Source organism: Janthinobacterium aquaticum (assembly GCF_009208565.1).
Lineage (GTDB): Bacteria > Pseudomonadota > Gammaproteobacteria > Burkholderiales > Burkholderiaceae_D > Janthinobacterium.
In genome coordinates, this window is sequence record NZ_WFLK01000004.1 from 276,774 (window position 1) to 302,644 (window position 25,871).

Annotated in this window: 29 protein-coding genes and 1 other RNA gene; 15 read left to right on the forward strand and 15 right to left on the reverse strand. The window is 59.6% G+C overall.

All coding sequences use genetic code 11. The annotated features are described in order from the left end of the window. Positions 1-48: 48 nt before the first annotated feature. Genes GCM43_RS09000 through GCM43_RS09025 form a run of 6 tightly spaced genes read right to left on the reverse strand, consistent with a single transcriptional unit; the run spans position 49 to position 4,585 of the window. Complete coding sequence (locus GCM43_RS09000; protein ID WP_226929409.1) at positions 49-1,029, reverse strand: FecR domain-containing protein; 981 nt, start codon at positions 1,027-1,029, stop codon at positions 49-51. Next, entirely contained in the window at positions 1,026-1,514 is a 489-nt protein-coding gene (locus GCM43_RS09005) for a sigma-70 family RNA polymerase sigma factor (RefSeq protein ID WP_152243348.1), read from the reverse strand. Before GCM43_RS09005 ends, GCM43_RS09000 begins: the two co-directional genes overlap by 4 nt. Then, positions 1,514-1,867, reverse strand: a complete 354-nt coding sequence (locus GCM43_RS09010; RefSeq protein ID WP_152243350.1) for a DUF3325 domain-containing protein — start codon at positions 1,865-1,867, stop codon at positions 1,514-1,516. The genes GCM43_RS09005 and GCM43_RS09010 overlap by 1 nt, the downstream gene beginning before the upstream one ends. Continuing rightward, complete coding sequence (locus GCM43_RS09015; protein WP_152243352.1) at positions 1,867-3,501, reverse strand: PepSY-associated TM helix domain-containing protein; 1,635 nt, start codon at positions 3,499-3,501, stop codon at positions 1,867-1,869. Before GCM43_RS09015 ends, GCM43_RS09010 begins: the two co-directional genes overlap by 1 nt. Beyond that, positions 3,498-3,836: a DUF3649 domain-containing protein gene (locus GCM43_RS09020; protein WP_152243354.1), complete on the reverse strand. Its 339-nt coding sequence runs from the start codon at positions 3,834-3,836 to the stop codon at positions 3,498-3,500. Before GCM43_RS09020 ends, GCM43_RS09015 begins: the two co-directional genes overlap by 4 nt. Positions 3,837-3,838: 2 nt before the next feature. Continuing rightward, on the reverse strand, positions 3,839-4,585 hold the full coding sequence (locus tag GCM43_RS09025) for a DUF4198 domain-containing protein (protein WP_152243356.1): 747 nt from the start codon (positions 4,583-4,585) through the stop codon (positions 3,839-3,841). Positions 4,586-4,880: 295 nt separating this feature from the next. On the opposite strand from GCM43_RS09025, the gene GCM43_RS09030 reads away from it, so the two are divergent. Continuing rightward, positions 4,881-6,512, forward strand: coding sequence for an alpha-D-glucose phosphate-specific phosphoglucomutase (locus GCM43_RS09030; protein ID WP_152243358.1), 1,632 nt, complete (start codon positions 4,881-4,883; stop codon positions 6,510-6,512). Between the two features lie 150 nt (positions 6,513-6,662). Here GCM43_RS09030 and GCM43_RS09035 read toward each other — a convergent pair whose 3' ends face one another. Both GCM43_RS09035 and GCM43_RS09040 read right to left on the reverse strand, forming a co-directional pair. After that, positions 6,663-8,198, reverse strand: coding sequence for a POT-type proton-dependent oligopeptide transporter (locus GCM43_RS09035; RefSeq protein WP_193315576.1), 1,536 nt, complete (start codon positions 8,196-8,198; stop codon positions 6,663-6,665). 118 nt (positions 8,199-8,316) lie between these two features. Then, positions 8,317-8,874 carry a GNAT family N-acetyltransferase gene (locus GCM43_RS09040; RefSeq protein ID WP_193315577.1) on the reverse strand — a complete coding sequence of 186 codons (558 nt, stop codon included), beginning with the start codon at positions 8,872-8,874 and terminating at the stop codon, positions 8,317-8,319. 99 nt (positions 8,875-8,973) lie between these two features. Here GCM43_RS09040 and GCM43_RS09045 point away from each other — a divergent pair, with 99 nt between their 5' ends. Then, entirely contained in the window at positions 8,974-9,459 is a 486-nt protein-coding gene (locus tag GCM43_RS09045) for a PadR family transcriptional regulator (RefSeq protein ID WP_226929410.1), read from the forward strand. Further along, positions 9,456-10,673 carry an MFS transporter gene (locus tag GCM43_RS09050; RefSeq protein WP_152243366.1) on the forward strand — a complete coding sequence of 406 codons (1,218 nt, stop codon included), beginning with the start codon at positions 9,456-9,458 and terminating at the stop codon, positions 10,671-10,673. Before GCM43_RS09045 ends, GCM43_RS09050 begins: the two co-directional genes overlap by 4 nt. Here GCM43_RS09050 and GCM43_RS09055 read toward each other — a convergent pair. The 3 genes from GCM43_RS09055 to groES form a co-directional block, all read right to left on the reverse strand. Continuing rightward, positions 10,670-11,131 carry a hypothetical protein gene (locus tag GCM43_RS09055; protein ID WP_226929411.1) on the reverse strand — a complete coding sequence of 154 codons (462 nt, stop codon included), beginning with the start codon at positions 11,129-11,131 and terminating at the stop codon, positions 10,670-10,672. The genes GCM43_RS09050 and GCM43_RS09055 overlap by 4 nt on opposite strands. Positions 11,132-11,347: 216 nt before the next feature. Then, a complete protein-coding gene (gene groL / locus GCM43_RS09060) occupies positions 11,348-12,997 on the reverse strand; it encodes a chaperonin GroEL (RefSeq protein WP_152243367.1) in 1,650 nt (549 codons plus the stop codon). 50 nt (positions 12,998-13,047) lie between these two features. Beyond that, positions 13,048-13,338: a co-chaperone GroES gene (gene groES / locus GCM43_RS09065; RefSeq protein ID WP_065307519.1), complete on the reverse strand. Its 291-nt coding sequence runs from the start codon at positions 13,336-13,338 to the stop codon at positions 13,048-13,050. A gap of 536 nt (positions 13,339-13,874) precedes the next feature. Here groES and GCM43_RS09070 point away from each other — a divergent pair. The 5 genes from GCM43_RS09070 to GCM43_RS09090 all read left to right on the forward strand — a co-directional run bounded on the left by GCM43_RS09070 (position 13,875) and on the right by GCM43_RS09090 (position 16,132). After that, positions 13,875-14,603 (forward strand): hypothetical protein, encoded by a 729-nt coding sequence (locus GCM43_RS09070; protein WP_152243369.1) that lies wholly within the window; start codon positions 13,875-13,877, stop codon positions 14,601-14,603. 154 nt (positions 14,604-14,757) lie between these two features. Next, positions 14,758-15,021, forward strand: coding sequence for a DUF904 domain-containing protein (locus GCM43_RS09075; RefSeq protein WP_152243371.1), 264 nt, complete (start codon positions 14,758-14,760; stop codon positions 15,019-15,021). Then, positions 15,021-15,332 carry a cell division protein ZapA gene (locus GCM43_RS09080; RefSeq protein ID WP_152243373.1) on the forward strand — a complete coding sequence of 104 codons (312 nt, stop codon included), beginning with the start codon at positions 15,021-15,023 and terminating at the stop codon, positions 15,330-15,332. Before GCM43_RS09075 ends, GCM43_RS09080 begins: the two co-directional genes overlap by 1 nt. Positions 15,333-15,409: 77 nt before the next feature. Next, positions 15,410-15,587, forward strand: a non-coding RNA gene (gene ssrS, locus GCM43_RS09085) — 6S RNA. 77 nt (positions 15,588-15,664) lie between these two features. Then, entirely contained in the window at positions 15,665-16,132 is a 468-nt protein-coding gene (locus tag GCM43_RS09090) for an EVE domain-containing protein (protein ID WP_152243375.1), read from the forward strand. Positions 16,133-16,180: 48 nt separating this feature from the next. Here GCM43_RS09090 and lgt read toward each other — a convergent pair whose 3' ends face one another. Together lgt and GCM43_RS09100 are read right to left on the reverse strand one after the other, a co-directional pair. Further along, positions 16,181-17,005, reverse strand: a complete 825-nt coding sequence (gene lgt / locus GCM43_RS09095) for a prolipoprotein diacylglyceryl transferase (protein ID WP_152243377.1) — start codon at positions 17,003-17,005, stop codon at positions 16,181-16,183. Positions 17,006-17,026: 21 nt separating this feature from the next. Beyond that, positions 17,027-17,929 (reverse strand): LysR family transcriptional regulator, encoded by a 903-nt coding sequence (locus tag GCM43_RS09100; protein WP_226929412.1) that lies wholly within the window; start codon positions 17,927-17,929, stop codon positions 17,027-17,029. 184 nt (positions 17,930-18,113) lie between these two features. Here GCM43_RS09100 and ilvD point away from each other — a divergent pair, with 184 nt between their 5' ends. Continuing rightward, positions 18,114-19,979, forward strand: a complete 1,866-nt coding sequence (gene ilvD, locus GCM43_RS09105) for a dihydroxy-acid dehydratase (protein WP_152243379.1) — start codon at positions 18,114-18,116, stop codon at positions 19,977-19,979. 214 nt (positions 19,980-20,193) lie between these two features. Beyond that, a complete protein-coding gene (locus GCM43_RS09110; RefSeq protein ID WP_152243381.1) occupies positions 20,194-20,505 on the forward strand; it encodes a c-type cytochrome in 312 nt (103 codons plus the stop codon). 57 nt (positions 20,506-20,562) lie between these two features. On the opposite strand, the gene GCM43_RS09115 is transcribed toward GCM43_RS09110, so the two are convergent. After that, on the reverse strand, positions 20,563-21,519 hold the full coding sequence (locus tag GCM43_RS09115; RefSeq protein WP_152243383.1) for an NAD(P)H-binding protein: 957 nt from the start codon (positions 21,517-21,519) through the stop codon (positions 20,563-20,565). Positions 21,520-21,610: 91 nt separating this feature from the next. Between GCM43_RS09115 and GCM43_RS09120 the strand changes: the two genes are divergently transcribed. Next, positions 21,611-22,510: a LysR family transcriptional regulator gene (locus GCM43_RS09120; RefSeq protein WP_152243385.1), complete on the forward strand. Its 900-nt coding sequence runs from the start codon at positions 21,611-21,613 to the stop codon at positions 22,508-22,510. On the opposite strand, the gene GCM43_RS09125 is transcribed toward GCM43_RS09120, so the two are convergent. Continuing rightward, entirely contained in the window at positions 22,503-23,645 is a 1,143-nt protein-coding gene (locus GCM43_RS09125; RefSeq protein WP_152243387.1) for a branched-chain amino acid ABC transporter substrate-binding protein, read from the reverse strand. The genes GCM43_RS09120 and GCM43_RS09125 overlap by 8 nt on opposite strands. Before the next feature lie 406 nt (positions 23,646-24,051). On the opposite strand from GCM43_RS09125, the gene GCM43_RS26380 reads away from it, so the two are divergent. From GCM43_RS26380 to GCM43_RS09140, 4 genes are all read left to right on the forward strand, one after another. Further along, positions 24,052-24,186, forward strand: coding sequence for a hypothetical protein (locus GCM43_RS26380; protein WP_264372644.1), 135 nt, complete (start codon positions 24,052-24,054; stop codon positions 24,184-24,186). A 22-nt stretch (positions 24,187-24,208) separates the two neighbouring features. After that, positions 24,209-24,388, forward strand: coding sequence for a hypothetical protein (locus GCM43_RS09130; RefSeq protein ID WP_152243389.1), 180 nt, complete (start codon positions 24,209-24,211; stop codon positions 24,386-24,388). A gap of 642 nt (positions 24,389-25,030) precedes the next feature. After that, positions 25,031-25,213 (forward strand): hypothetical protein, encoded by a 183-nt coding sequence (locus GCM43_RS09135; protein WP_152243391.1) that lies wholly within the window; start codon positions 25,031-25,033, stop codon positions 25,211-25,213. Positions 25,214-25,280: 67 nt separating this feature from the next. Further along, positions 25,281-25,784, forward strand: coding sequence for a hypothetical protein (locus tag GCM43_RS09140; RefSeq protein WP_152243393.1), 504 nt, complete (start codon positions 25,281-25,283; stop codon positions 25,782-25,784). Positions 25,785-25,871 lie beyond the last annotated feature (87 nt).

The window sequence follows — 25,871 nt, forward strand, 5'->3', positions numbered from 1 at the left end:
ACATCCACAGGACAGCCGAGCGGTGAAAAAGGGGCCAGAAAAAAATAATTATTTTACGTGGGCAGTGATGGTGACCCAGTAGCGGCTGCGGTACAGCACATCGACCGGCAGCATGCGCGTCAGACTGTCGAGCACACTGTCGGTGTCGTCGAGCCGGAACGCGCCGCTCAGGCGCAGGCCAGCCACCTGCGATTCGACGCGCAGCAGGCCGGGGCGGTAGCGCGCCAGTTCGGCGGCAAACGCATCGAGGCGCATGTTTTGCGCCAGCAGCATGCCTTGCGTCCAGGCGTCGGCCTGCGGCGCGGCGGCCGTGGGCAGCGCAGCGTAGCTGGCGTCGAAGCGTGCCTGCTGGCCCGCTTCGACCCGGCGTATGGCGGCCGAAGCTGCGCGCGGCGCGATCTGCACCGCGTGTTCGAGCACCGTTACGCGGCTGTCATCGTCTTCCACGCGCACGATAAAGCGCGTGCCCAGCGCGCGGATGCGGCCATGGCGGGTAGCGACGATAAACGGCCGCCTGCCCGCATGGTCTGGGCGGGTTTCGACCAGTATTTCGCCGCGCCGCAGCGTCAGCAGGCGTTCGTGCGCGCCATAGGCCACGTCGAGCGCGCTGTTACTGTTAAGGAGCAGGCGGGCGCCATCGGGCAGGGCCAGTTCGCGCCGTTGGCCGACGTCGCTGCGCAGTTCGGCCAGCAGATAGGTGGGCAGCAGATCGTGGCGGTACAGCATCCAGGCGCCAGGCACCGTCATCAAAGCCAGCAGCGCCTGCATGGCGGCGCGGCGCTGCGGTCGGCGCAGCACGGGCGCCGCCACGCCCGGCGGCAGCAGGGCGGCTGTCTGCTCAAACTGACCGCTGACCTGCTGCACCTTATGCCAGGCGCGCAGGTGTTCCGGGTCGCGTGCGCGCCAGCGCGCACTGGCCACCAGTTCGTCCGGCGTAGCCTCACCCGACTGCTCAAGCAGGAACCACTCGACGGCCTGGCGCGCAATCTTGCGCGGCAAGGGTGGCGCCGGCAGTGTGTCGGTTTTCATGCCAGCAGCACGCATTCGGTCAGCGCTTCGGCCAGGTAGCGCTTGACGGAGCGCTCGCCGATATGCAGGCGGGCCGCGATTTCGGCGCAGGTATGGCCTTCGATCTGCGCCATGATGAAAACGGCGCGCACTTTCGGCTTCAGGCCGTCGAGCATGGCGTCAACCGCTTGCAGCGACTGCAGCATTTCTGCCTGCTGCTGGGCCGACGGCGCATGCTGTTCGGGCAGCGTCGACAGTACGTCCAGCCACGCGTTCTCCAGCGACTGGCGGCGCAGATGGTTGATCAGCAGGTGCTTGGCCACGGTGGCCAGATAAGCTCTGGGCGAACGCAGCGCAGCCGTTTGCGGTTGCGCTGGTGAACCGGCGAGCAGCCGCGCAAAGGTGTCCTGCATCAGGTCGGCCGCATCGAACGCATTGCCCAGGCGCCGTTGCAGCCAGTGGGTCAGCCAGCCATGGTTGGCGCTGTAGCAGCTGTCGAACTGCATTATCGTACTGCCAGTACCAGCGCCGCCAGCAGCGCCGCCACGCCAGCCACGCGCGCCAGCAGCATCGCGTGTCTGGGGGCATACGGCAGCAGCCAGATCAGCAGTAGCCCGCAGCAGGTCAGGCTGCCGACCCATACCACCGTGCCGTAGCCGGCACCGCTGCTGTGCATGGCCCAGGCCAGGCCAAAGGCCAGCGCCAGCCAGCCGCCCCATCGCAGGCGCCGGCGCAGCTGCAAAGGCGGCTCGGCACCGCGCCCGTGCAGGTCGGCGTAGTGGCGGTCCATCGCCAGGCACAGGCATGACAGGCCCGCATAGCACAGCGCAAAAACCAGGAAGTTGCTTATCCATTCCATTATGCGGCTCCTGCGGCAGTATCGGGCGTGACGTCGGCCTTGGCGGCCGGTCTGGTTGGCTTGGCTGATTTGGATGGCAAGGGCTTGAGCCTGAAGGCGGCGTAGGCCAGTCCCAGGCCCAGCACCAGCACCACCAAGTCAAATGCCGCTACGGCCACCGGACCGCGACCCAGCAGCACTGCGCCCAGGTGCGAACCCGAGGTCAGCGCGTTCAGCACCGGCAGCGACGCCAGCAGGAAGGCGCCGACAGACAATTGAATACGCCACATGGCGCGCGTCGGACGCAACTGGGCCACGATGGCGGCCAGCGCCCAGGCGCCGAAGAAGCAGGCGATCTCTTCTTTCGGCCGCTCTTCGAGTCCGACCGGCAGCAGCCGGTTGGCCCAGAAGTAGGCGCCAAAGGCAATCGGGATGCCGGCAATGGCGCCGATATTGAGCGCCTCGACCAGCCGCAGGCCAAAGCTGGGCCGTTTGCCGGCCGCCAGCGCCTTGGCCTGCTTCTGGCGCGTCTTGACGGCCCACAGCAGCGCGCCGGTGGCGACCATGGCGCAGCCGGCCAGGCCCGACAGGAAGAACAGCGCACGCAGCAGTGGGCTGGCAAAGTTGGCGATATGCAGGCCCACCATCACGCCATGCGTGCTGGACGCGCCGCCCGGTTCATCGCCATAGGTGGCCAGCAGCTTGCCGCTCACGCCATCGAATTCCATGGTGGGCTGCTTGGATGTCATGTCGCGTCCGCCAGCGCGGCGCAGCGTGACAGTAGCGTTGGCGTCGCCCGGCAGGTTGACCGAGACAAAGCCCACCTGCGCGCCCCAGCGCTGCTCTGCCTGGCGTACCAGCGGCGCGAACGGCGTCAATGGCGCGGCCACGCCGGCCGCCTTGGTTTCGCCGGCACGGGCCGGGAAGGCTTCGGAGAAAAAGGCATCCTGGTCACCCTTGTAGGCGGTCGTCACGCCCGACGGCATATACATGAACATCAGCGTGACCAGGCCGGTATAGGTAATCATCAGGTGGTAGGGCAGCGCCAGCACCGCCGTCACATTGTGCGCGTCGAGCCAGGAGCGCTGGCCTTTTTTCGGACGGAAGGTAAACAGGTCTTTGAAGATGCGCTTGTGGGTGACGATGCCGCTGATGATCGACACCAGCATGAACATGGCGCAAAAACCGACGATCCAGCGCGCCCACAGGGCCGACATATAGTGCAGGTCGAAATGCAGGCGATACAGGAATTCGCCGCCGCGCGTCTCGCGCGGCTTGGACAGCACCTCGCCGGTGGACGGATCGGCTTTTTCGCTGTGGAAGTTGCCGCGCCGGCCCTTTTTCTTCTCGCCCGGCTTGGACGGCTTGCTCCAGCCCAGCTGCAGCGCAGGATTGCGCTCGCCGGGCAGGGTGATAAACCAGCGCGTGGCGCCTTGCGCGCGTTCCTGCATGGCCGTTTGCGCTGCCGTGGCAGCCTGTTCGCTGCTGACAGGTTGACCGGCGGCGGCATGCAGTTCGGGCTGCATCCACAGGGTAATTTCATTGCGGTAGTAGCTGGCCGTACCGGCGCAAAACACCAGCAGCAAAACCCAGCATACCAGCAGGCCGGACCAGGTATGCAGCCACGCCATCGACTGGCGGAAACCTTCTTTCATGCGAGACTCCAGGAAAGCGCGTCCATCCATTGCAGGATGGCGGCCATGACAGCGCAGGGGATCAACAGGCCCAGCCAGGCGCGCAGCGCGCTGCCGGTGGCAAACACCCACATGACGGCGCAGGTATAGATGGCAAACGACAGCAGCGTCGCCGTCATCACGGCCTCCACGCGCGCCATCGGCAGGCATACCGACAGCAGCATGGTAGACAGGGCGGCCAGCAGATAGCCGCCGACGATGGCCGCTACGCTGCGCGAGGCCACGCCGAGGCGGTAGCGCAGCGCCTCCGGCAGCCGCAGGCGCTGCAGTTTTTCAGTTTGAGCGGAGGCGGACATGCTTAGCCGTGATCCTTGCTTGGTTCTGCGGCAGGTGGTGCCGGCAACGGCGCCACGCCCTGCGGCTGCACCAGCGACAGCGTGGTGACGTAGCTGGCCTGGTCGTAATACTTGCCGTCGCGCTCGCCACCGGTCTTGTCTTCATGGTGTACTTCCAGCACATAACGGCCCTGCCATGGCAGCGCGAAGCTGACCAGGCCCTGCTTGTCGCTCCACGCTTCGCGCGACCAGCCCGACTGCACCACGGCGTTGACCTTGACGCCGGCCAGCGGCTGGCCGCGGTAGCTGAGCTGGAACTGGCCCGGTATGCCGGTGGGTACGAGGTCCAGCGTCAGCGCCGCTTTCTGCGCGCTATGGTCGGCTACCAGCCGTGCTGCCGGCGTCCAGATGGCGTAAGTCACCTTGCCGTCTTTCTTGTTTTCCCAGCCCGGATAGCTGTTTTCTTCCACGATGATGGTCTCGCCAGGGGCAACCTTGCCATTGAGTGCAAATGCGGCGGCGCTCTTGCTGGCCTGCAGCGTCTTGCTGCCGCCGGGCGCCACCAGGCTGGCGTTTTTCAGGCTGAATTTATCGAGCAGGCCGGGCGAGACTTCCCGCAGGTTGTCGCCGAATTCGCCAAAATACACGCTGGCGTGCTGGTCATTCTGCTCCAGCCAGATCTGGTGCGCGCCAGCCGACGCCGACAGCATTGCTGCGCCCAGCATCGTGGCAACGAGGGCGCTGGCGCGCGCGATGGAAGTCAATTGCATGGTATATCCCTTATCTTGTTATAGGCATGTAGTGGCGCTGCTTCGGCATGGATGCTTGCTTGGCGCGAAACCTGGCTGGCGGGATGACTTGCGGTGGGTGAATAAAGCGCTGCCACGATAAATAGTAATGAGAACCATTCTTATTATAGTGGGGCGTTATGGATAGAGCAAGCCGACAATCGACAGGGCAATCGACAGGACAATCGATGCATGGCGCCGCTGCGGGGGCGTGTCACCGCACAGAATGGCAGTCCTGCATGATGTAAAATTAGTCATTAGTTAATTTGGAGACATCATGGCGGTACAGATCATCAATACGGCGCCGATCGCCGGCCAGCGTCCGGGTACTTCGGGCCTGCGCAAGAAAGTCAGCGTGTTCAGCGAGCCGCAATACCTGGAAAATTTCGTGCAAAGCGTGTTCGACACCGTGGGCGACTGCCACGGACAGACGCTGGTGCTCGGTGGCGATGGCCGTTACTACAACCGCACTGCGATCCAGACGGTATTGCGCATGGCTGCCGCGCATGGCTATGCGCGCGTGCTGGTCGGGCAGGGCGGCATTATGTCGACCCCGGCCGTCAGCTGCGTGATCCGCAAGCATGGCGCCAGCGGCGGCCTGATCCTGTCGGCCAGCCATAATCCGGGCGGCCCCGATGGCGACTTCGGCATCAAGTACAACACCGGCAATGGCGGCCCGGCACCGGAAAAGCTGACCGAGGCGATGTTTGCGCGCACCGAAACCATCACGCAATATCGCATCAGCGATAGCGCCGATATCGATCTCGACCGGTTGGGCATCGTGCATGTCGAGCAGATGGTGGTTGAAGTGATCGACCCGGTGGCCGATTATGCCGAACTGATGCAGCAGCTGTTTGATTTCGACGCCATCCGCGCCCTGTTTGCCGGCGGCCTGCGCATCTGCTTTGACGGCATGCACGCCGTCTCGGGGCCATACGCCACGGCGATTCTGGAAGGCATGCTGGGCGCAAAAAAGGGCAGTGTGATCAACGGTGTGCCGCTGGAAGACTTTGGCGGCGGCCATCCCGACCCCAACCCGGTCAATGCGCATGAACTGATTGCCATCATGGCAGGCGACAATGCGCCCGACTTCGGCGCCGCCTCCGATGGCGATGGCGACCGCAACATGATCGTGGGCCGCCGCTTTGACGTGACGCCATCGGACAGCCTGGCCATCCTGGCCGCCAACGCCAGCGTGGCACCCGGCTATGCGGGCGGCCTGGCCGGTATCGCCCGCTCGATGCCCACCTCGGGCGCGGCCGACCGCGTGGCAGCTGCCTTGGGCATTCCATGCTTTGAAACGCCGACCGGCTGGAAGTTCTTCGGCAACCTGCTTGACGCCGGCATGGCGACCTTGTGTGGAGAGGAAAGTTATGGCACCGGATCGAACCACGTGCGCGAAAAAGACGGTTTGTGGGCGGTGCTGTTCTGGCTGAATCTGCTGGCGGCCAAACAGCAATCGGTGGAACAGATCGTGCGCGCGCACTGGGCCACCTACGGGCGCAATTACTATTCGCGTCACGATTATGAAGCCATTGACAGCGCCGTGGCCAACGCATTGATGGACGCGCTGCGCGGGCAACTGGAAGGACTGGCTGGCCAGCAGCTGGGCGACTATACGGTAGCGCTGGCCGACGACTTCAGCTATACCGATCCGGTCGACGGCTCGGTGTCGCACAAGCAGGGCGTGCGCATCGTCATGACCGACGGCTCGCGCATCGTGCTGCGCCTGTCGGGTACCGGCACCGAAGGGGCAACCTTGAGGCTGTACCTGGAGCGCTATGAAGCCGATCCTGCCCATCACAGCATCCCCACGCAGGAAGCGCTGGCCGGCCTGATTGCGGTGGCCGAACAGCTCGCGCAGATCCGCGAGCGCACGGGGCGCGATGCACCGACGGTGACGACGTAATCCGACAAATGTGGCCAACAATATTGTCGGATTACGCGCTCTGCGCTAATCCGACCTACGCAGATTGCCTTTCAGAGTAGGTCGGGTAGGTCGGATTAGCGTAGCGTAATCCGACAATCAGTAGCGTAACCCGACACGCATACAGCAGGCTTAAACCTTGCCCACCTCAGCCTTGCGATAGTTATCGACCATCTTGTAGCGCTTGGCATACAGACCAAAAGCCAGCATCGCCACCGCGGCAAAGGCGGCAAAGAAGAACATCTGGAATGCCGTCACGCTGATGCCGCTTTCGGCAATCTTGCCGATCACGCCTTCGTTCATCACGCTCTTGTTGACGATCAGCACCCACAGGTTGCCCACGGTGGTCGACAGGTTCCAGAAGCTCATGATGGCGCCCTTCATCGAGACGGGCGCCTGGCTGTAGGCAAACTCCAGGCCGGTGGCCGAGACCAGCACTTCGCCAAACGTCAGCAGCGCGTACGGCAGGATCTGCCACATGATCGAGACGGCGTTGCCGCTGTCGAGCGACAGTTGCAGCAGGCCGATCACGATCCACGCCAGCGAGGAAAAACCGATACCGGCTGTCATGCGGCGCAGCGCCGTTGCTTCCATGCCGAAACGCGCCAGCAGCGGGTACAGCACCAGGTTGTTAAACGGGATCAGCAGCATCACCAGCATCGGGTTCAGTGCCTGCATCTGCGCCGGTAGGAACCATGATGGTTTTTCCATGGTGTTGGCCTGCACGATCCAGGTCGAAGCTTTCTGGTCGAACAGCGAAAAGAACGGCGTGACCAGCGCAAAGATCACCAGGATGCGCAGCACGGCGCGCACGCCTTCGACCGCTTCGTCAGGATGGATGCCGCGTGCGCGTTCGAGCTGCATGGCCGTGCCGATGCTGCCAAAGGCCAGCAGCAGCACCAGTGCGGTACAGGCGGAAATCACAAAGCCCCAGTCAGGAATGCTGTAGAACGCATACAGCGCGCCCAGCACGCCAATATAGGCAACATACAGACCCGGGCGCGAACCACCTTCGACATGCGCCAGCAGCGCGGTGCGCGCCACGCGGGTAAATGAATGCGGATTCGGTGGTGCCGGCGGCACGTGCACGTATTTCTTGGCGCCCATCCAGAATACGATGGTGGCGGCCAGCATCATCAGGCCGGGAATGCCGAACGCAACCGACGGGCCGTAGTCGCGCAGGAACACCGGCATCAGCAGCGAGGCAAAGAAGGAGCCGAAGTTGATGATCCAGTAGAACAGGTCGAATACCAGCTTGGCCTTGTGCTTGTTGGTCTGGTCGAACTGGTCGCCCACAAACGACGCCACCAGCGGCTTGATGCCGCCGGAGCCGAAGGCGATCAGGAACAGGCCGAAATAAAAGCCGTTGACGCTGTTTTCAAAGATGGCCAGGCAGGCGTGGCCGGCGCAATAAACCAGGCTCAGCCAGAAAATGGTGTTGTATTTTCCGAAGAAGCGGTCGGCCAGCCAGCCACCCAGCAGCGGGAAAAAGTACACGCCGATGACAAAGGTGTGGAACACATGCTTGGCTTCGCCGGTGCGCTGGTCGATCGGGATCATCAGCAGCAAGGTGCTGATCAGGAACGGCGTGAGAATATTGCGCATGCCATAAAAGCTGAAGCGTTCGCAGCCCTCGTTGGCAATAATATATGGTATCTGTCGCGGCATCTTGCCGTTGGCAGTTTGTGTCCCGGCCGTTGACATAGGCTCTCCCCCAAGTGATTTTTGTAAGCCGCGATGCTAAGGCCTGTTGCGTTTGCTGGCAACAGAAAAAACGGCTTTGTGCTTATTTCGCCGGAAATTGTAAGGTATTGATTTTCAAGAAAGTCGGCGCGCCTGCGGTGGTGAGGGCAGGGCGCGGCAGCAGCAATTGCAGCTGCAACATATCGCCCTGTGCCGCTGTCTCGTCGAGCACGAAGCCGCAGCTCAGGTAAAGCGATAGCGCCGCCTGATTGTCGTGCGCCACGGCCAGGCGCAGCCGCGCCAGCTCGGGGATGGTGCAGGCATGGTGGATGCTAGCGTGCATCAGTTGCCGGCCCAGCCCCTGGCCGCGCGCCTGCGGCGCTACATACACGCCCCAGATGGTGGCCTTGTCATGCACGACGGCAATTGGTTCGCGACGCAGGCCAGCAATGGCAATCAACTGTATATCGTTGAAAATACCAAATATTCTTTGGAGTGGGGTGTGCTGCAGGCGCTGGCTGATCTGTCCCAGCGGCAAGCTGCTTTCCAGCGCATACGTGGTGCAGAAAGCCTGCGGCAGTTCGCTGATGCCGGCCAGGCGCAGCGCGCGGTAGGCGGGTGCATCGTCGGCAGTGAGGGCGCGGAGGAAAGTTGCTGGCATGCAGCGAGTATCGGCCCGGGCTGCATGAAAGTAAAGCTTGAGTTGTTGCCGGGTTTTAATTAAGATATATCTTATTACGATATATCTTAATGAGCAGCCATGAACCAACCTTTTGCTGCCGACGCAGCTCCCGTACTGCGTGGCCCGAAAATGTTTGATGCCGGTACCTTGCGTTATCTGGTGCTGCAACTGATTGCCGACCAGCCGCGCCATGGCTACGACATTATCAAGGCCATCGGCGAGCGCGCCGGCGGCGGCTATGCGCCGAGCCCTGGCGCCATCTATCCGCTGATGCACGGCCTGGTCGGGCAAGGGTATGTGGCGGTCAGCCGCGACGGTAACAAAAAGCTGCACAGCATTACGCCCGAAGGCCTGGCGTTCCTGGACGCCAATCGCGGCTATGTGGACGCGATAGCCGCGCGCGTATCGTCCAGCGAGCGGGCCGACGATCTGCGCCAGCTGATGCATGAATTGAAAGCAGTCGTTATTGCGCGCGGCCTGGCGCAAGATGCCGATACAGCGCGGCTGGCGGCCATGCGCGCCATCTTGCGCGAAGCGCGCCGCGCGATCGAGGTGCTGCCATGACGGCCGCCGTGCTCAGCCCGGCGCGCGAGCGCATCATGCTGTGGCTGCTGGCGCTGACCCAATTTACCGTCATTATGGATTTCATGGTGATGATGCCGCTGGCGCCGCAGCTGATGCAGGCTTTCCAGATCGGCCCGGCAGCCGTCTCGGGCGCGGTTTCGGCCTATGCCTGGTGCGCTGGTTTGTCCGGCCTGCTGGCGGCGACCTATATCGACCGCTTTGACCGCAAGCGTCTGCTGCTGGCCATGTTTGGTTTGTTTACGGTGTCGAACCTGGCCTGCGCGCTGGCGCCCAACTTCCATGTGCTGCTGTGGTCGCGCGCCTTTGCCGGCCTGACCGGCGGCGTGCTGGGCGCCATGACCATGGCCATCATCGGCGACGTGATTCCGGCCGAGCGGCGCGGCGCGGCCACCGGCATCGTGATGACCTCGTTTGCGATCGCGGCCATTGCCGGCGTGCCGATTGGCGTGGTGATGGCGGCGCACTATGGCTGGGCGTCGCCGTTCTTTATGCTGGTAATCCTGTCGCTGCTGATCTGGCTGGCCGGCATGCGCGTGCTGCCGTCGCTGACGGCGCATCTGGCCAACGAGCCCACGCCGCTGCGCCAGGTGCTGCCCAATCTGCTGGCGCTGTTTCGCGAACGGCGCCACCTGGCTGCATTCGGCCTGTCGGTGGTCAATATGGCGGCTGGCATGCTGTTGATTCCCTTTGTGTCGCCGGTGCTGGTGGGCAACCAGGGACTGGCGCCAGCCGATGTAACGTGGGTGTATCTGGCCGGCGGCTGCGCCACGCTGGTGTCGGCGCGCCTGGTCGGGCGCTGGGCCGACCGCGCCGGCAAGCAGCAGGTGTACCGCTGGCTGGCGCTGTTGTCCATCGTGCCCATGCTCTTGATCACGCACCTGCCGCCGCTGCCCTTGCCGCTATTGATGCTGGCGTTTGCGCTGTTCATGATTTTGGTATCGGGGCGCACCATTCCGCTGCAGGCATTGTTGACGACCATACCGGCGCCGCAGCAGCGCGGGGCGTTTCTCAGCGCCAACGCGGCGCTGCAAAGCGTCGGCAATGGCCTGGGCGCCTGGCTGGGTGGCCTGCTGCTCCATACCGATGCGGCTGGCCATATCAGCGGCTATGGCGTCAACGGCTATCTGGCCGCGGGCCTGTCGCTGCTGATGGTATGGTGGGCCTCGCGCGTGCGCAGCGTTGCCGCTGCTTAGTTGCCGGCACGCTCCATCGGCTTGCTTTCCTTGCGCCAGCGCTCCAGGCTGAACAGTTCGTCGCTGGCCAGGTCTTCGACCAGGATGCGCTTGCCGTCGGGCGATACCAGGAAACTTTCCCAGCGGTGCGCGGCGTCGGGCGTGCTTTCAAAAAAGCTCAGCTGGTAGTAGGGCTTGCCATCGACCAGGCGCTGCTCGGGCGCCGTTTCCATCACAGCGCCATGTGCGCGGCCTTTCGAGGCTTTTTCGATATGGCTGGACCAGGCCTTGATTTCCGGCAGCGCCATCAAGGCGTCGACGGCTTTGGCGTCGGCGTCCTGGGTTGTCGGCGCGTTGCTGCTGCCACCTGGAGACTGCGGCGGCTGGTAGACGTAATAAGCGCCCAGTCCGGCAGCGAGCAGGCCGGCCAGGATGCCGGCAATGATCGGGGTTCTGGAAGACGAGGAGCGTGGCTGCATGATGGCGTAGAGAGGATGGTGATGGCGGCCATGCTAAAGCAAAATCGCCGGGCAGTGGGGGCTGCGGACGAAAAAAAAGCCATCTTCACGAGGAAGATGGCTTATCAGGTTGCCCTGGGCGTCTTGTTTGGCTGCTGGCAGTTTTTGGCCCGTCAGCAAGCTGGCAAGACTATGCGGCCGGGCGACGCCGTCGCCTGCGCGCCTGGCCGCCGGACATTACATCATGCCGTCCATGCCACCCATGCCGCCCATGCCACCCATACCGCCTGGCATGCCGCCGCCGGCTTTGTCGTCGGCGATTTCGCAGATCATGCAGTCGGTGGTCAGCATCAGGGACGCGATCGACGCTGCGTTTTGCAGAGCCGAACGGGTTACCTTGGCTGGATCCAGCACGCCCATTTCAACCATGTCGCCGTAGGTGCCGTTTGCTGCGTTGTAGCCGTAGTTGCCCGAGCCAGCCAGTACGGCTGCCACGACGACCGATGCTTCTTCGCCAGCGTTTTGCACGATCATGCGCAGTGGCTCTTCCATCGCGCGCAGCACGATCTTGATGCCGGCGTCCTGGTCAGGATTGTCGCCTTTGACCGTGATGTTGGCGCGTGCGCGCAGCAGGGCTACGCCGCCGCCTGGCACAATGCCTTCTTCCACGGCAGCGCGGGTTGCGTGCAGTGCATCTTCAACGCGGGCTTTCTTTTCCTTCATTTCGACTTCGGTGGCAGCGCCAACCTTGATCACGGCAACGCCGCCAGCCAGTTTGGCTACGCGCTCTTGCAGTTTTTCACGGTCGTAGTCCGAAGTTGCTTCTTCGATCTGTACGCGCACTTGCTTGACGCGTGCTTCGATGGCAGCAGCCTGGCCAGCACCGTCGATCACGATGGTGTTTTCCTTGCCCACTTCGATGCGCTTGGCTTGGCCCAGCTCTTCGAGCGTGACTTTTTCCAGGGTCAGGCCAACTTCTTCAGCGATGACCTGGCCGCCGGTCAGGACAGCGATGTCTTCCAGCATGGCTTTGCGGCGGTCGCCGAAGCCTGGCGCCTTGACTGCGCAGGTTTTCAGGATGCCACGGATGTTGTTGACAACCAGGGTTGCCAGTGCTTCGCCTTCGATGTCTTCTGCGATGATCAGCAGTGGACGGCCGGCCTTGGCAACTTGCTCCAGTACTGGCAGCAGGTCACGGATGTTCGAGATTTTCTTGTCGCACAGCAGGACAAATGGATTGTCCAGGATCGCAACTTGCTTCTCTTGGTTGTTGATGAAGTATGGCGACAGGTAGCCGCGGTCGAACTGCATACCTTCAACGATGTCGAGTTCGTCGTTCAGCGATTTGCCGTCTTCAACGGTGATGACGCCTTCCTTGCCGACTTTTTCCATCGCTTCAGCGATACGCTCGCCGATCGAGGTGTCGGAGTTGGCCGAGATCGAACCAACTTGAGCGATTTCCTTGGTGGTGTCGCATGGACGGGCGATTTTCACCAGCTCTTCCACGGTTGCGGCCACAGCCTTGTCGATACCGCGCTTCAGATCCATCGGGTTCATGCCGGCGGCCACGAATTTCATGCCTTCGCGCACGATCGCTTGTGCCAGCACGGTGGCGGTGGTGGTGCCGTCACCGGCGTTGTCGCTGGTGCGGGAAGCAACTTCCTTGACCATTTGCGCGCCCATGTTCATGAGCTTGTCTTTCAGTTCGACTTCTTTTGCAACCGATACACCATCCTTGGTCACGGTCGGGGCGCCGAACGAGCGCTCCAGAACAACGTTGCGGCCTTTAGGACCCAAGGTCACTTTGACTGCATTGGCCAGGACGTTGACGCCTTCGACCATCTTGGCGCGCGCTGCGTCGCCGAATACTACTTCTTTAGCTGCCATGTTTAATTCTCCAGAAATTTCGGGATGATTCTATTGAAACGTGGGAACGATTACTGAACGACGATCGCCATGATGTCTTCTTCACGCATGACCATCAGTTCCTGACCGTCAACTTTGACCGTTTGGCCGGCGTATTTGCCGAACAGCACGCGGTCGCCCACTTTGACATCCAGAGGACGGACTTTGCCGTCGTCGAGAATCTTGCCATTGCCTACGGCAAGGACTTCGCCTTGATCCGGTTTTTCAGCAGCTGCATCAGGAATGATGAGGCCGGACGCAGTTTTGGTTTCCTGGTCGAGGCGTTTGACGATAACGCGATCGTTCAATGGGCGCAGATTCATGCAAAACTCCTTAAAGTTCAATGGATAGGTGTTGCCGTTCAAAACGTCCCCGGCACGCATGCCAGGTCCGCTTCGATGACTGCCGTGTGAAGGCTGCCCGCAACGGTCTTGCCATCCCGCCAGTCTTGCTGCCAGTTGCCAGGACAGTCGTGCACTACGGCGTCGCCCACCGTTGGCACTGGTCTGTCATGATCGTTCCGGCAATGCAATCTTGACTGAATGGCCAGGAAAGCTTTGTTAGCACTCTCGGTTGACGAGTGCTAACGCCTGCTAATTATAGGGACGCAGTGGGGCATATTCAAGAGAAACATATGCTCATGCCTTCCTTGCAAACTGCAGTCGCACACGCTTTTGCGCTAGCGCAAGCAATCAGCCGGGATGGCTTGGGCAGGTTTTCCCTTTTACAGCAGGCGGGACTCTAGCATGGCAGCCGGTGTGCTGTGCACCATGTGCGTGCAGGAAAGGCTTTCAGCGGGCAGGTCGGATAAAATAAATAACATTTCTCATTTGTAATTTTTATCTGATCAAGGATCACCATGTCACCACGTTCCATGTTTGTTGCCGCCTTGCTTGGCATGGCTGGCTTGAATATTGCGCACGCTGCTGCGCCGACCCTGCTTGACGAGGTCACCATTGCCACCCTGACGCCGCTGGAAAAAGAAACGCTGCTCAATGATCTGTTCAACGACCTGAACAAGGACGACGACGACCAGGAAGCGCATGTCTGGAACAACGGCGCCGATCAGGCCGGGCGCGTGACCGTCACTTATCACTTCACCAATTCCGGCATGACCGAACATAGCCTGAAGGCGCATGTGTGCCGCGACCTGAAACTGAAAGTGTCGACCGCGGGCAAGACGCAGGACCTGAGCCGTCGCACCTGTTCGCAGTCGTCGGGGCGCTGGGATATCCAGGGCAAGGATGCGCCGCCGGCTACTTATCCGCCGTTCCTGTCGGATGTAACGGTAGCAAACCTGAATGCGGCTGAAAAGAAAAGCCTGCTCGAGGCAGCGGTGCGCGCCGTGAGCGATGACGAAGAGGGCGCCACGCGCACCTGGAGCAATCGCGGCCTGGGCAATCCGGCCGCGCTGCAGGTGCGCCTGACGGTGTCGGGCACCGATGCCAAGCCCGGCACCTACCGTACCTGCCGCGACCTGGCCATGCAGCTCGATGGCCAGCGTGGCCAGCAGACGCTGACGCGGCGCATCTGCGAGGACCGTTATCACAATCTTGATATTGAAGCGGACTACGTGGAAGACAAATAACACGTGTGTAAAGCGCGGCTGAAACATGTCACACAGTGCGATTGCGGTGCTAAAGTGCCGGCATTTCCCTGTAACTGGTCTGCAATACTGTAAATATGTGTGACAGCCTCGGGATTCGATTGACGCCTATGGAGGCCAGCCCTATAGTGGCGGGATGATTTCCGAATTCAACGAATTATCCGATAAAATCAGCCTGCTGGCCGAGATGACCCATGCGCTGCGCCGTGAAAACGCGCAACTGCGCAAGGACAATATCGCCCTGGCCGCCGACAACGCGCAGTATGTGCAACGCATGCGCGAAGCGCAGGAGCGCGTCGAGGCTTTGCTGGAAAAAATCCCCGAGCTGGTGCAGGCAGGCCTGGAGCAGGCTGCCCTTGAAGCGGCCAGCCATGTTGCCGAGAATGAGAAGGAAGTCTGATGTCGCGTGTTGATGTCAATATCATGGGCCAGTCGTATAGCATGCTATGCCGCGATGGCGAAGAGCGTGCGCTGCGCGAAGCGGCCATTTATCTCGATAGCAAAATGAAAGTCATCCGTGACGCGGGCAAGGTCAAGGGCAACGACCGCATCGCCGTGCTGGCGGCGCTGGGCGTGGCCGCTGAATTTTTGTCCGTCAAGTCGCCGCAAGGGCCGTTGTCGGACCTGACCATCCTCGAAGTCAAACAAAAGATTTCGGCGATGCACACGGTGCTCGACAGCGCGCTGACGCCCCAGGAAAATCTTTTTTAAGCGTTTTCTAAGGCGATTTTTGCCGCGTCCGCTACGAATTGTCTTGGCGATGGGCGGCCGGAAGGAGTAAACTCTGGCCTACCCTGCGGTGTTCGCGATTGCCATATATTCCTTGAACCATTTATGCGCATCGGTTGCGAATTTTGTTTGATGGGAGTGAGCGTCGCTCGTTCGACGAACCCGAAATTGAACTAACGTGACCACCTTGAACCGTTTGGTTCGGGATGCCGGCATAGCGGCACAGGCGGGGCCTAAATACGAAAGAACGGTTGCTTGCATTCACCTGCGCAGCCGTTTTTTTACGCCTGTCACTTTTTTTTGCGGGATACCTGATGAAAAAATACTGGTTGATGAAGTCCGAGCCGGACGAGGTCAGTATCGACGACCTGATGGCCGCGCCCAAACAGACGCTGCCGTGGTTTGGCGTGCGCAATTACCAGGCGCGCAACTTCATGCGCGACGCCATGCAGGTCGGCGACGGCGTGCTGTTCTATCATTCGAGCTGCGCCCAGCCGGGCGTGGCCGGCATTGCCGAGGTGGCCAGTACGCCTTACCCCGATCACAGCCAGTTCGAGGACGGCGGCAAGTACTTTGACGCCAAGGCCACGCAGGAGCAGCCGCGCTGGGTCAGCGTCGACGTGCATGGCTTGAAAAAGACCGCCTTGCTGCCGCTGTCCGAGATGCGCCAGATGGCGGCGCTGGAAGACATGCTGCTGCTTAAAAAAGGCAGCCGGCTGTCGATTACGCCGGTTACGCTTGAGCAGTGGCAGGCGATCACGGCGTTGCTGCAGCCAGCGTAAGCGGCTGCCGCTATTGATCGGCAGCCGCGTAATGGCAATTCAGATAATTCAGCTGGCGCGCGCCTTGCTCGGCGGCGTGGCCATGGTGCGGGTCCTGTAGGTCCAGATCAGCAGACCGATGGCGACAATAATCATCGGCAGCGACAGCATCTGGCCCGAGGTGATCGGTACGCCAAACCACACCACTTCCCAGTCGGGCGTACGGAAGTATTCGGTAAAGAAACGCGCGCAGCCGTACAGCAGCGTAAACATCGCGCCGACAGCCACGCGCGGATGCGGTTTGCGCGCAAACAGCCACAGGATAATGAACACCAGGATGCCGTCGACCAGCATCTGGTACAGCGGCGATGGATGGACCGGATAGGGAATGCCTGGCCACTGCATGGCCCATGGCAAGTCTGCGGATGCCACGCGGCCCGGCAGTTCGGCATTGATGAAGTTGCCCAGGCGGCCGCAGGCGTAGCCGAGCGGCACCAGCGGCGCGATAAAGTCGAGCACGTCGAACAGGTTGCGCCCGGCCTTGCGGCTCCACAAATACATGGCCAGGATTACGCCCAGAAAGCCGCCGTGGAACGACATGCCGCCATGCCAGAGCATAAAGATCTCCAGCGGGTTTTGCAGGAAGTAGGCGGGGCGGTAAAACAGCACTTCGCCCAGGCGCCCGCCTATCACCACCCCCAGCATGCCGTAGAACAGCATGTCGTCGAGGTCTTCCTTCTTCCAGCCCAGCGCGGCGATATGCGGCTGCCGGATGCGCACGCGGCCCAGCGCGATAAACAGGGCAAAGGCCAGCACATACATCAGGCCATACCAGTGGACGGCCAGCGGGCCGATATGGATGGCGACCGGGTCGGGCATCGGGTGGATCAGCATCGGTACTCTTTCTAAAAATAGTTATTGCAGGGTGCCGCGCAGCAGGGCCAGGAAGCCCTGCAGCACCGGCGAAGTATTGTCGCGCCGCCAGGCAAGACCGGTTTCCACCAGCGGGGTCGGGTCTTGCAGCGGCCTGTATTCTACGCCGGGGCGCATCAGATTCGACACCGATTGTGGCACAAGCGCGTAGCCCATGCCAGCCGATACCAGGCTGACGATGGTTTGCATCTGGATTGCTTGCTGGCCAATCTGCGGCGTCATGCCGGCGGCGGCAAAAACGCCAAGGATGGCGTCATGCAGCGCCGGCGAGATGGCGCGCGGGAAAATAATCAGCGGCAGCGCCGGCAGCTGCTGCAAGCGCACCGGGCCCGGCCGGGCCAGTGCCGCCAGGCCGGCTGGTACTGCCAGCACCAGCGGTTCGGCCAGTACCGGCAGGTAGTCGAGCGCCAGCCTGGCCTTGTCGGGCAGCGGCGGGATCAAGAGGCCAGCGTCGATGCGTCCGGCCAGCAGTTCATCGAGCTGCAGGTCCGACGTGGCTTCCTGCAGCACCATCTGCACCTGCGGATAGGCGCGCTGGTAGGCGCGCAGCAGCGGCGGCAGTACGCTGTAGTCGGCTGACGAGACAAACGCCAGGCTCAGCCGGCCTGCCTCGCCCAGCGCGGCGCGCTGCACCAGTGCCGGCAGCTCCTGGGCCTGCGCCAGCAGCCGGCGCGCTTCGGGCAGCAGTGCGCTGCCGGCTGGCGTCAGCTGCACCTCGCGGCGCGTGCGCACGAACAGTGGCGCGCCCAGCAGTTCTTCGAGCGCCATAATGGTTTGCGACAAGGGCGGCTGGGTCATATGCAGGCGCAGCGCGGCGCGGCCGAAATGCAGCTCTTCGGCTACGGTCACGAAGTAGCGCAACTGGCGCAGTTCCAGATGGGTCATTGATATGGTTTTCCATGCCGAATTATTGCTGTGATATGAAAAACCACTCACAGACCTGTGCATCATATATTTGACAGTCTGCCACGCGCAAGGCAATCTGGCGTATCCCCACTGCGCGCAGGGTCTTGCACCGTCTTGTATCCTATGCCGCGTCAGCCAGGCAACCATTTTTCGAGAGTGCATCATGCCGCAATACCGTTCCCGTACTACCACCCATGGCCGCAATATGGCAGGTGCGCGCGCCCTGTGGCGCGCCACCGGCATGAAGGACGGCGACTTCGACAAGCCGATTATTGCCGTCGTCAATTCGTTCACCCAGTTCGTGCCGGGTCACGTGCATTTGAAAGACCTGGGCCAGATGGTGGCGCGCGAGATTGAGGCGGCCGGCGGCGTGGCCAAGGAATTCAATACCATTGCCGTCGATGACGGCATCGCCATGGGCCACGGCGGCATGCTGTACTCGTTGCCATCGCGCGACCTGATCGCCGATTCGGTCGAATACATGGTCAATGCGCATTGCGCCGACGCCATGGTGTGCATCTCGAACTGCGACAAGATCACGCCAGGCATGCTGATGGCGGCCATGCGCATCAATATTCCGGTGGTGTTCATTTCCGGTGGCCCGATGGAAGCGGGCAAGGTCGTCAAAGTGGTCAACGGCAACCAGAAAATCATCAAGCTCGACCTGGTCGACGCCATGATCAAGGCTGGCGACAGCACCGTGTCCGACGCCGACGTGGCCGAGATCGAACGCTCGGCCTGTCCGACCTGCGGTTCGTGCTCGGGCATGTTTACCGCCAACTCGATGAATTGCCTGACCGAAGCGCTGGGCCTGGCCTTGCCCGGCAACGGCACCATCCTGGCGACCCATGCCGACCGCCAGCAATTGTTCCTGCGCGCCGGGCGCCTGATCGTGGAACTGGCCAAGCGTCACTACGAACAGGACGATTACTCGGTGCTGCCGCGCTCGATCGCCACCAAGGCCGCGTTTGAAAACGCCATGGCGCTTGACGTCTCGATGGGCGGCTCGACCAATACCGTGCTGCATCTGCTGGCAGCGGCGCACGAGGCCGAAGTGGAATTTACCATGGCCGATATCGACCGTATCTCGCGCAAAGTGCCGTGCCTGTGCAAGGTGGCGCCGATGACCGACAAATACCATATCGAAGACGTGCACCGCGCCGGCGGCATCGTGGGGATTTTGGGCGAACTGGCGCGTGCCGGCCTGCTCAACACCACCTTGCCAACCATCCATGCGCCGACCATGGCTGACGCCATTGCCCGCAACGACATCAAATGCACCGATGATGCGGCTGTGCATGAACTGTTCCGCGCAGCCCCCGGCGGCGTGCCGACCCAGACCGCGTTCTCGCAGTCCGAACGCTTTGCCAGCCTCGACACCGACCGTGCCACCGGCTGCATCCGCGACAAGGCGCACGCCTATTCGCAGGATGGCGGCCTGGCCGTGCTGTACGGTAACCTGGCCGAGAAGGGCTGCATCGTCAAGACCGCTGGCGTCGATGAAAGCATCCTGAAATTTTCGGGCAAGGCACGCGTGTTTGAAAGCCAGGACTCGGCCGTCGAAGCGATCCTGGCCGATACCGTGCATGAAGGCGACGTGGTCATCATCCGCTACGAAGGCCCGAAAGGCGGTCCCGGCATGCAGGAAATGCTGTACCCGACGTCGTATATCAAATCCAAAGGCCTGGGCAAGGCGTGCGCCTTGTTTACCGATGGCCGTTTCTCGGGCGGTTCGTCGGGCCTGGTGATCGGCCACGCCTCGCCGGAAGCGGCCGAAGGCGGCGCCATCGGCCTGGTGGAAGAGGGCGACATGATCGATATCGATATCCCCGAGCGCACCATCAACCTGCGCGTCACGCCGGCCGAACTGGCTGCGCGCCGCGCCGCCATGGAAGCGAAGGGCGATGCAGCCTGGTTGCCAGCGAACCGCGAACGCGTGGTGTCGCAGGCGCTGCAGGCGTATGCGGCCCTGACCACCTCGGCCGACCGTGGCGCCGTGCGTGATCTGTCACAGTTGAAGAAACGCTGATCGCCTGTGGCGTGACTGATACGGGGCGCATGTCTTGCGGGGCATGCGCCCTTGTCGTTACAAGGCCTTACAAACAACATGGGAATGAACGCCTGGATACGGCACAATACAACTGCCCCATGCGTTTGCTTTTTTGGAACGCTTGATCTGGGCTCGTAGTACAGCTGCGGAAACACGGTAAAATGTTGCAGCAAGTAACTTTGGAGAAAAGATAATGAAACGTTCCATGTTGGTAGCTGTACTGGCTGTATCGGCGTTGAGCTCGCAAGTGGCGATGGCCAATCCGGATCTGGCGAAAGCAAAAAATTGCATGGCTTGCCACGCCATCGGCAGCAAGCTGGTCGGTCCTGCGTACAAAGACGTGGCAGCGAAATATGCCGGTCAAAAAGACGCAGAAAACAAGCTGGTCGCCAAGGTCATGAAGGGCGGCTCGGGCACCTGGGGCGCAATCCCGATGCCAGCCAATCCGCAAGTGAGCGAAGCGGAAGCGCGCACGCTGGTCAAATGGATCCTGGCACAGAAATAATCTGTGCCGACACAGCAGTAACGCAATGAGCGCGCCGGCTTTCCCGGCGCGTTTTTTTTAGACACTACCCATGCCTTCCAGGGTGGCCTTGACTGCCAGTTCCAGCGGCGTATGCGGCTCATGCCCCAGCACTGCCAGCAGCCTGGCGTTGTCCATGCGCACCGGCGTCTTCCACAGGTAGCGCATTTCGCGCAGCTCGCGCAAGGTCGCAACAAAAGGCGCCGCCATGCTCATCAGCCACCATGGAAAGGCCTTGACCTTCGGCGCATGACCTGTGGCCTGCAGCACCACGCTTGCGATCGCGTTCGCCATCTGCCTGCCATCGTGATCCCAGTGTCCGGCCAGATGAAAGCGGGCAAATGGCGCCAGGCTGCTGCGCATTGCCAGCAGTTCGACCATGGTGCGCGCCACATCGGGCAGGTAAGACCATTGATGGCCGACACCGGGCGCGCCCGGGGACTGTATCGTACGCACCGGCTCGCCTGGTTTGACCAGCCCCTGCGCAAACCAGCTGTTGCCAGCCTGAGGGCCGAAGAAGTCGCCGGCGCGCACGATCAGCACGCGTGCGCCACCAGCAACGCTGCGCTCGAGCCGCGCTTCGAGTTCCACCCGGATGGCGCCCTTGCGTGTGGCCGGGTGCTGCGGCGAGTCTTCCTGCAGCACGGGAAAGGCGTCGGCGCCGTAGTTGTAGACGGTGCCGGGCAGCACGATGGTCGCGCCAGACGCTTGCGCTGCGGCGATCGTGTTGTCGATCATCGGCAGCACCAGCTTGTTCCAGTTGCGGTAGCCGGGCGGGTTGACGGCGTGCACAATCACGGAGCAGCCACTGGCCGCCGCCAGCACGTCGGCGCGTACCATGGCGTCGCCGCGCAGCCAGGTGATGTTATCGCTCCCTGGTGACGGTGGCGCGCCGCGGCGCAGGGCGCGCACCTGCCAGCCCGCCGCCAGCAACTGGCGCGCCATTTCGCCGCCGATTCCGCCTGTTGCGCCCAGTATCAATGCCGTGTTGTTCATGTCGTTCTCCCTGTGGTTGATGCACCCAGTATCGAGCTTGCCAAGCTATTTGGAAATTGACGAACATCGCTTACTGGCTATACATTTATGCATGATCAAAAATATCGCCTGGGAGTATTACCGTTCGCTGCTGGCCGTGCTGATGCACGGTTCGCTATCGGCGGCCGCACGCGCACTGGACATCACGCAGCCCACCGTGGGCCGCCATATTGCTGCACTGGAGCAAGAGCTCGGCGTGGCGCTATTTACGCGTTCGCAGCAGGGCTTGCTGCCCACCGAGGTGGCGCTGGCCTTGCAGCCGCATGCGCAGGCGATGGCGCATACGGCCAGCCTGATGGCGCGCGCCGCCGGTAATGCGGGAGACGGTGTGGCTGGCGTGGTGCGCATCTCGGCCAGTGAAGTGGTGGGTGTGGAAGTGCTGCCGCCCATACTGGCACGGCTGCGCGAGCGCCATCCGGCGCTGGTGGTGGAGCTGGTATTGAGCAACCGGGTGCAGGATCTGTTGCTGCGCGAAGCCGATATTGCCGTGCGCATGGTGCCGCCGCGCCAGGAGCGACTGGTCATGCGCAAGGTGGGCGTGATCGATGTAGGGCTGTTTGCCCATCGCGACTATCTGGCGCGCCATGGCGAGCCGCACGAGGTGGCGGATCTGGCAAGCCATGCGCTGATCGGTTACGACGTACCGGGCCCGGTGGTGCGCAGCGCCAGCGGCGCGTGGCAGGCCTATGCGCGCGAGCGCTTTTCCCTGTGCTGCGACAGCGACCTGGCCCAGATGGCCCTGATCCGTGCCGGCGCCGGCATTGGCGGCTGCCAGGTGCTGCTGGCGGCAAGGGATAGCGCCTTGCAGCGCGTGCTGCCGCAGGCATTGACCTTGCCGCTGGAAACCTGGGTCACCATGCATGAAGACCTGCGCAGCAGCCTGGGCTGCCGCGAGGCCTTCGATGCGCTGGTCGAAGGACTACAAAGCTATACCGCTGGAACGCTTACTTGACCACTTCCATCTTGGTTTTCTTGCCATCGCGGTAGGTAAACAAGGTCAGCGCGCCATCCTTGATATCGCCGTTGGCATCGAAGGTGATCGGACCGGTCACGCCCTGGTATTTGACCTTGGCCAGGAACGGCAGGTAGACCGAAGGCTTGGACGATTTGGCGTCGGCCATGGCGGTAGCCATGGTCATCACCGCGTCGTACACATACGGTGCATACAGCTGCACTTCCATATTGTATTTCTGCTTGTAGCGTGCGCGGAAGTCGTCCATGCCTTTTTGCTGCTCGCCCGTCACGCCGCCGGCTTCGGCGCAGGTGACCAGGTTTTCGCCGATGGCGTCGCCGGCCAGCTTGCCCAGCGGCTCGGTGCACAGGCCGTCGCCGCCCATGAATTTGGCCTTGATGCCCAGCGCCTTCATCTGGCGCAGCATCGGGCCGCCCACCGAATCCATGCCGCCGAAGAATACCAGGTCGGGATTCTTGGCCTTGATGCTGGTGAGAATTGCGTTGAAGTCGGTCGCATTCGCATTGGTAAATTCCTTGCCGACGATCTGCACGCCCGGCAGCGCTTTTTTCGCGCCCTTGACGAACTGTTCGGCCACGCCCTGGCCATAAGCGGTACGGTCGTCGATCACGGCGATTTTCTTGGCGCCCAGCTTGCCCACGGCATACGCACCCAGGGTGCCGCCCAGCTTGTTGTCATTGGCCACCACGCGAAACGCGGTATTGAATTTCTGCTGGGTATAGGTGGGGTTGGTGGCAGCCGGCGAAATCTGTGGAATGCCGGCATTGAAGTAAATACGCGAAGCAGGGATGGTGGTGCCGGAGTTCAGGTGGCCGATCACGCCATTGACCTTGGCGTCGACCAGCTTTTGCGCCACGGCCGTACCCTGTTTCGGGTCGCCGGCATCGTCTTCCGGCACCAGCACGAATTTGACTGGCTTGCCGTCGATCTTGAAGGGCTTGGCGTTCAAGTCCTCGATCGCCATCCTGGCCGCGTTTTCATTGTCCTTGCCCAGATGGGAGCTGGCCCCCGAGACCGGCGCCACATGGCCTATCTTGATGATTTCCTGTGCGCCAGCGTGGCCGGCAAAAGCGATGGCCAGGGCCAGTGGCAGGACTTTGGTCTTGAGCAGCATAAACATTCTCCAATGAATAGGTACAGCGGCATCTCGTGAAAACCGCTTCGTGAGGCGGTACGTGTGGAGAAAGGTACAACAAAAAACAGACCGCGCAAAGCTGCGTTTGGGACTTGTTGCATTTTGTCGTAACAAGCACCAAACGAGGGCGCGATGCGCGAGGGTTGTAGTGACAGACGCACCAGAGAATGGCGTTTTTCAGAGAGCGTGCAGAGTTGCTGTCTTCATCGAACGTCAAAATATTAACAATAAGTAAAATTTTAAATTTTATGCTTTTGCTTGCAAAAAAATATTGAAACGGATTTTGATAATAATCAATAATATAATTTTTGAATATTTTAATATTGTTTGTGCCTAATGAGAAATTTTAATTTTAATTTTTATTTAATTATATTGTGGAGGAAACATGGAGGAATTAAATAATAATGACATTGTCGAGATTTCTGGTGGTATTTTGTTTTTGCCTGGCTTGGCAGTAACTGTCGTTTTTTCTTTCGGTGCAGGTTATTTAACTGGGAAAATCATTAAGATGTTGAGATAATAATTATTGATTGGATAATAAAATGGAAGAGCTGAATGAATTTGAAATTGATGCTGTCAATGGGGGAGTGTTAATTAATCCGTGGACAGTAATGATCGCATATCGTGGTGCGGTAATGGTTGCTCCGTATATCAGACTTGGTATTTATGCGGCAGCTAGCACTTCGGCAGGTATTTTTGGTTATGAGTACGCTACATCATAATTTTGGGAAAAGGAACAATGGCACTTTCGTAAGTGCCATTGAAATTTAATAAGGTAATTATTATGCATTTGATTCCCGCTAAAAAGTGCCCAAATTGCGGTGAAAATATCACTGCTAAAGAATGTTCGGTTGTTATTTATAAAGGGTATGGAATTTGCAAAATTTGCAAAAAAAAATTTCAGATAAGAAGAATCAATATGATCATTAATACTGTGGTAATTTCCTTGGTAATTGGCATATCTGCCAGGGTAATGATGAATTCAAGTATTTTTGAGTGTATTTCATATAGTGTTGTATTTACATTGGTGTTCCAGAGATTTTTGGATTTCTTTTATGATCTGGAGAAAGTGGTTGAATAAATTTCTTTATGAGTAAACTCATGGGTGATTTTATAATATTTTTTGGATTCCCCGGTGCCGGACGCGTTGGGAAAGCGAGATCTATTTCCATGTGATCAAATGGGTGTAAGGTCGGGATGCGATATGGCATCAATCCAATCTGTTTGAGAGAACGGTATTTCACATTAATCAGCAATTCAAAACATGATTAATATCAATTTCTTAATCTTATTTTTAAAGAAAAATAGATTCACGTTCTACCATGTATTGAACGTAAATTTCAATCTTAACTTTGGAGATAGATATGGAAACTTTGACTTTTTCCGAAATTGATGAAGTGTCCGGTGCTGGATTTGCCCAAACGGTCTCTACTGCCGGGACTATTTCAGGCTTCGCTGCGATAGGATTCTCCCTTGGTGGTCCAATTGGTGGGGTTGCTGGGGCAATGCTTGGTGCAGGTATTTGCTATGGTTACTTCAATATGTAATAGATTTTAGAGGCAATCATGACGCCGAATACGGTGTCATGAAATTAATCTATAAAACGGAGAAGCTATGAGTAAGTTTGAAAAAGATAGAATGGAAAAAATTAGAGGTAATATTTCTAATATTTCTTTTCCTTTAAAAAAATGGCGTTATTTTATTCTTTTTCAATCTGTAGCTCAGACGATATCATGGACGGTCACATTACTTTTCTGCCTGGTCCTTATAAGTTATTTGTCCTCCTTGGATACTGGTTCAAAAGCTCCTCTCGGCGGGTTATTATCAGGAGCTTTGATAGGGTCAACTTTTTCATTAATGGCTGTTTTTCCGGCAAAATTTATTGTTGTAGACAATGGCTTGGCTGTTTTAAGTGAAATTGAAGTTCGTCTTTTGAAAATGAACTATGTTGAACAAGAGAGATTTGATAAAAAAATAATATACAGGCAAAATTTACCCAGGCTTCTACGTTGGGATGAGGGAAATGTTGAAATAAAAAAAGATGGAAATATTTTAATTTTAAATGGGGCATATATTTCGATAAGAAAACTTAGAAAAAGTCTACTGAGTATTGGATAGTTTTGTGAAATAAAAATTTTTGGATTTAAATTACTTTTCTGTAAAATTAAATTATTAAGTTAAAAATTTTATGAATTCACGGAATAT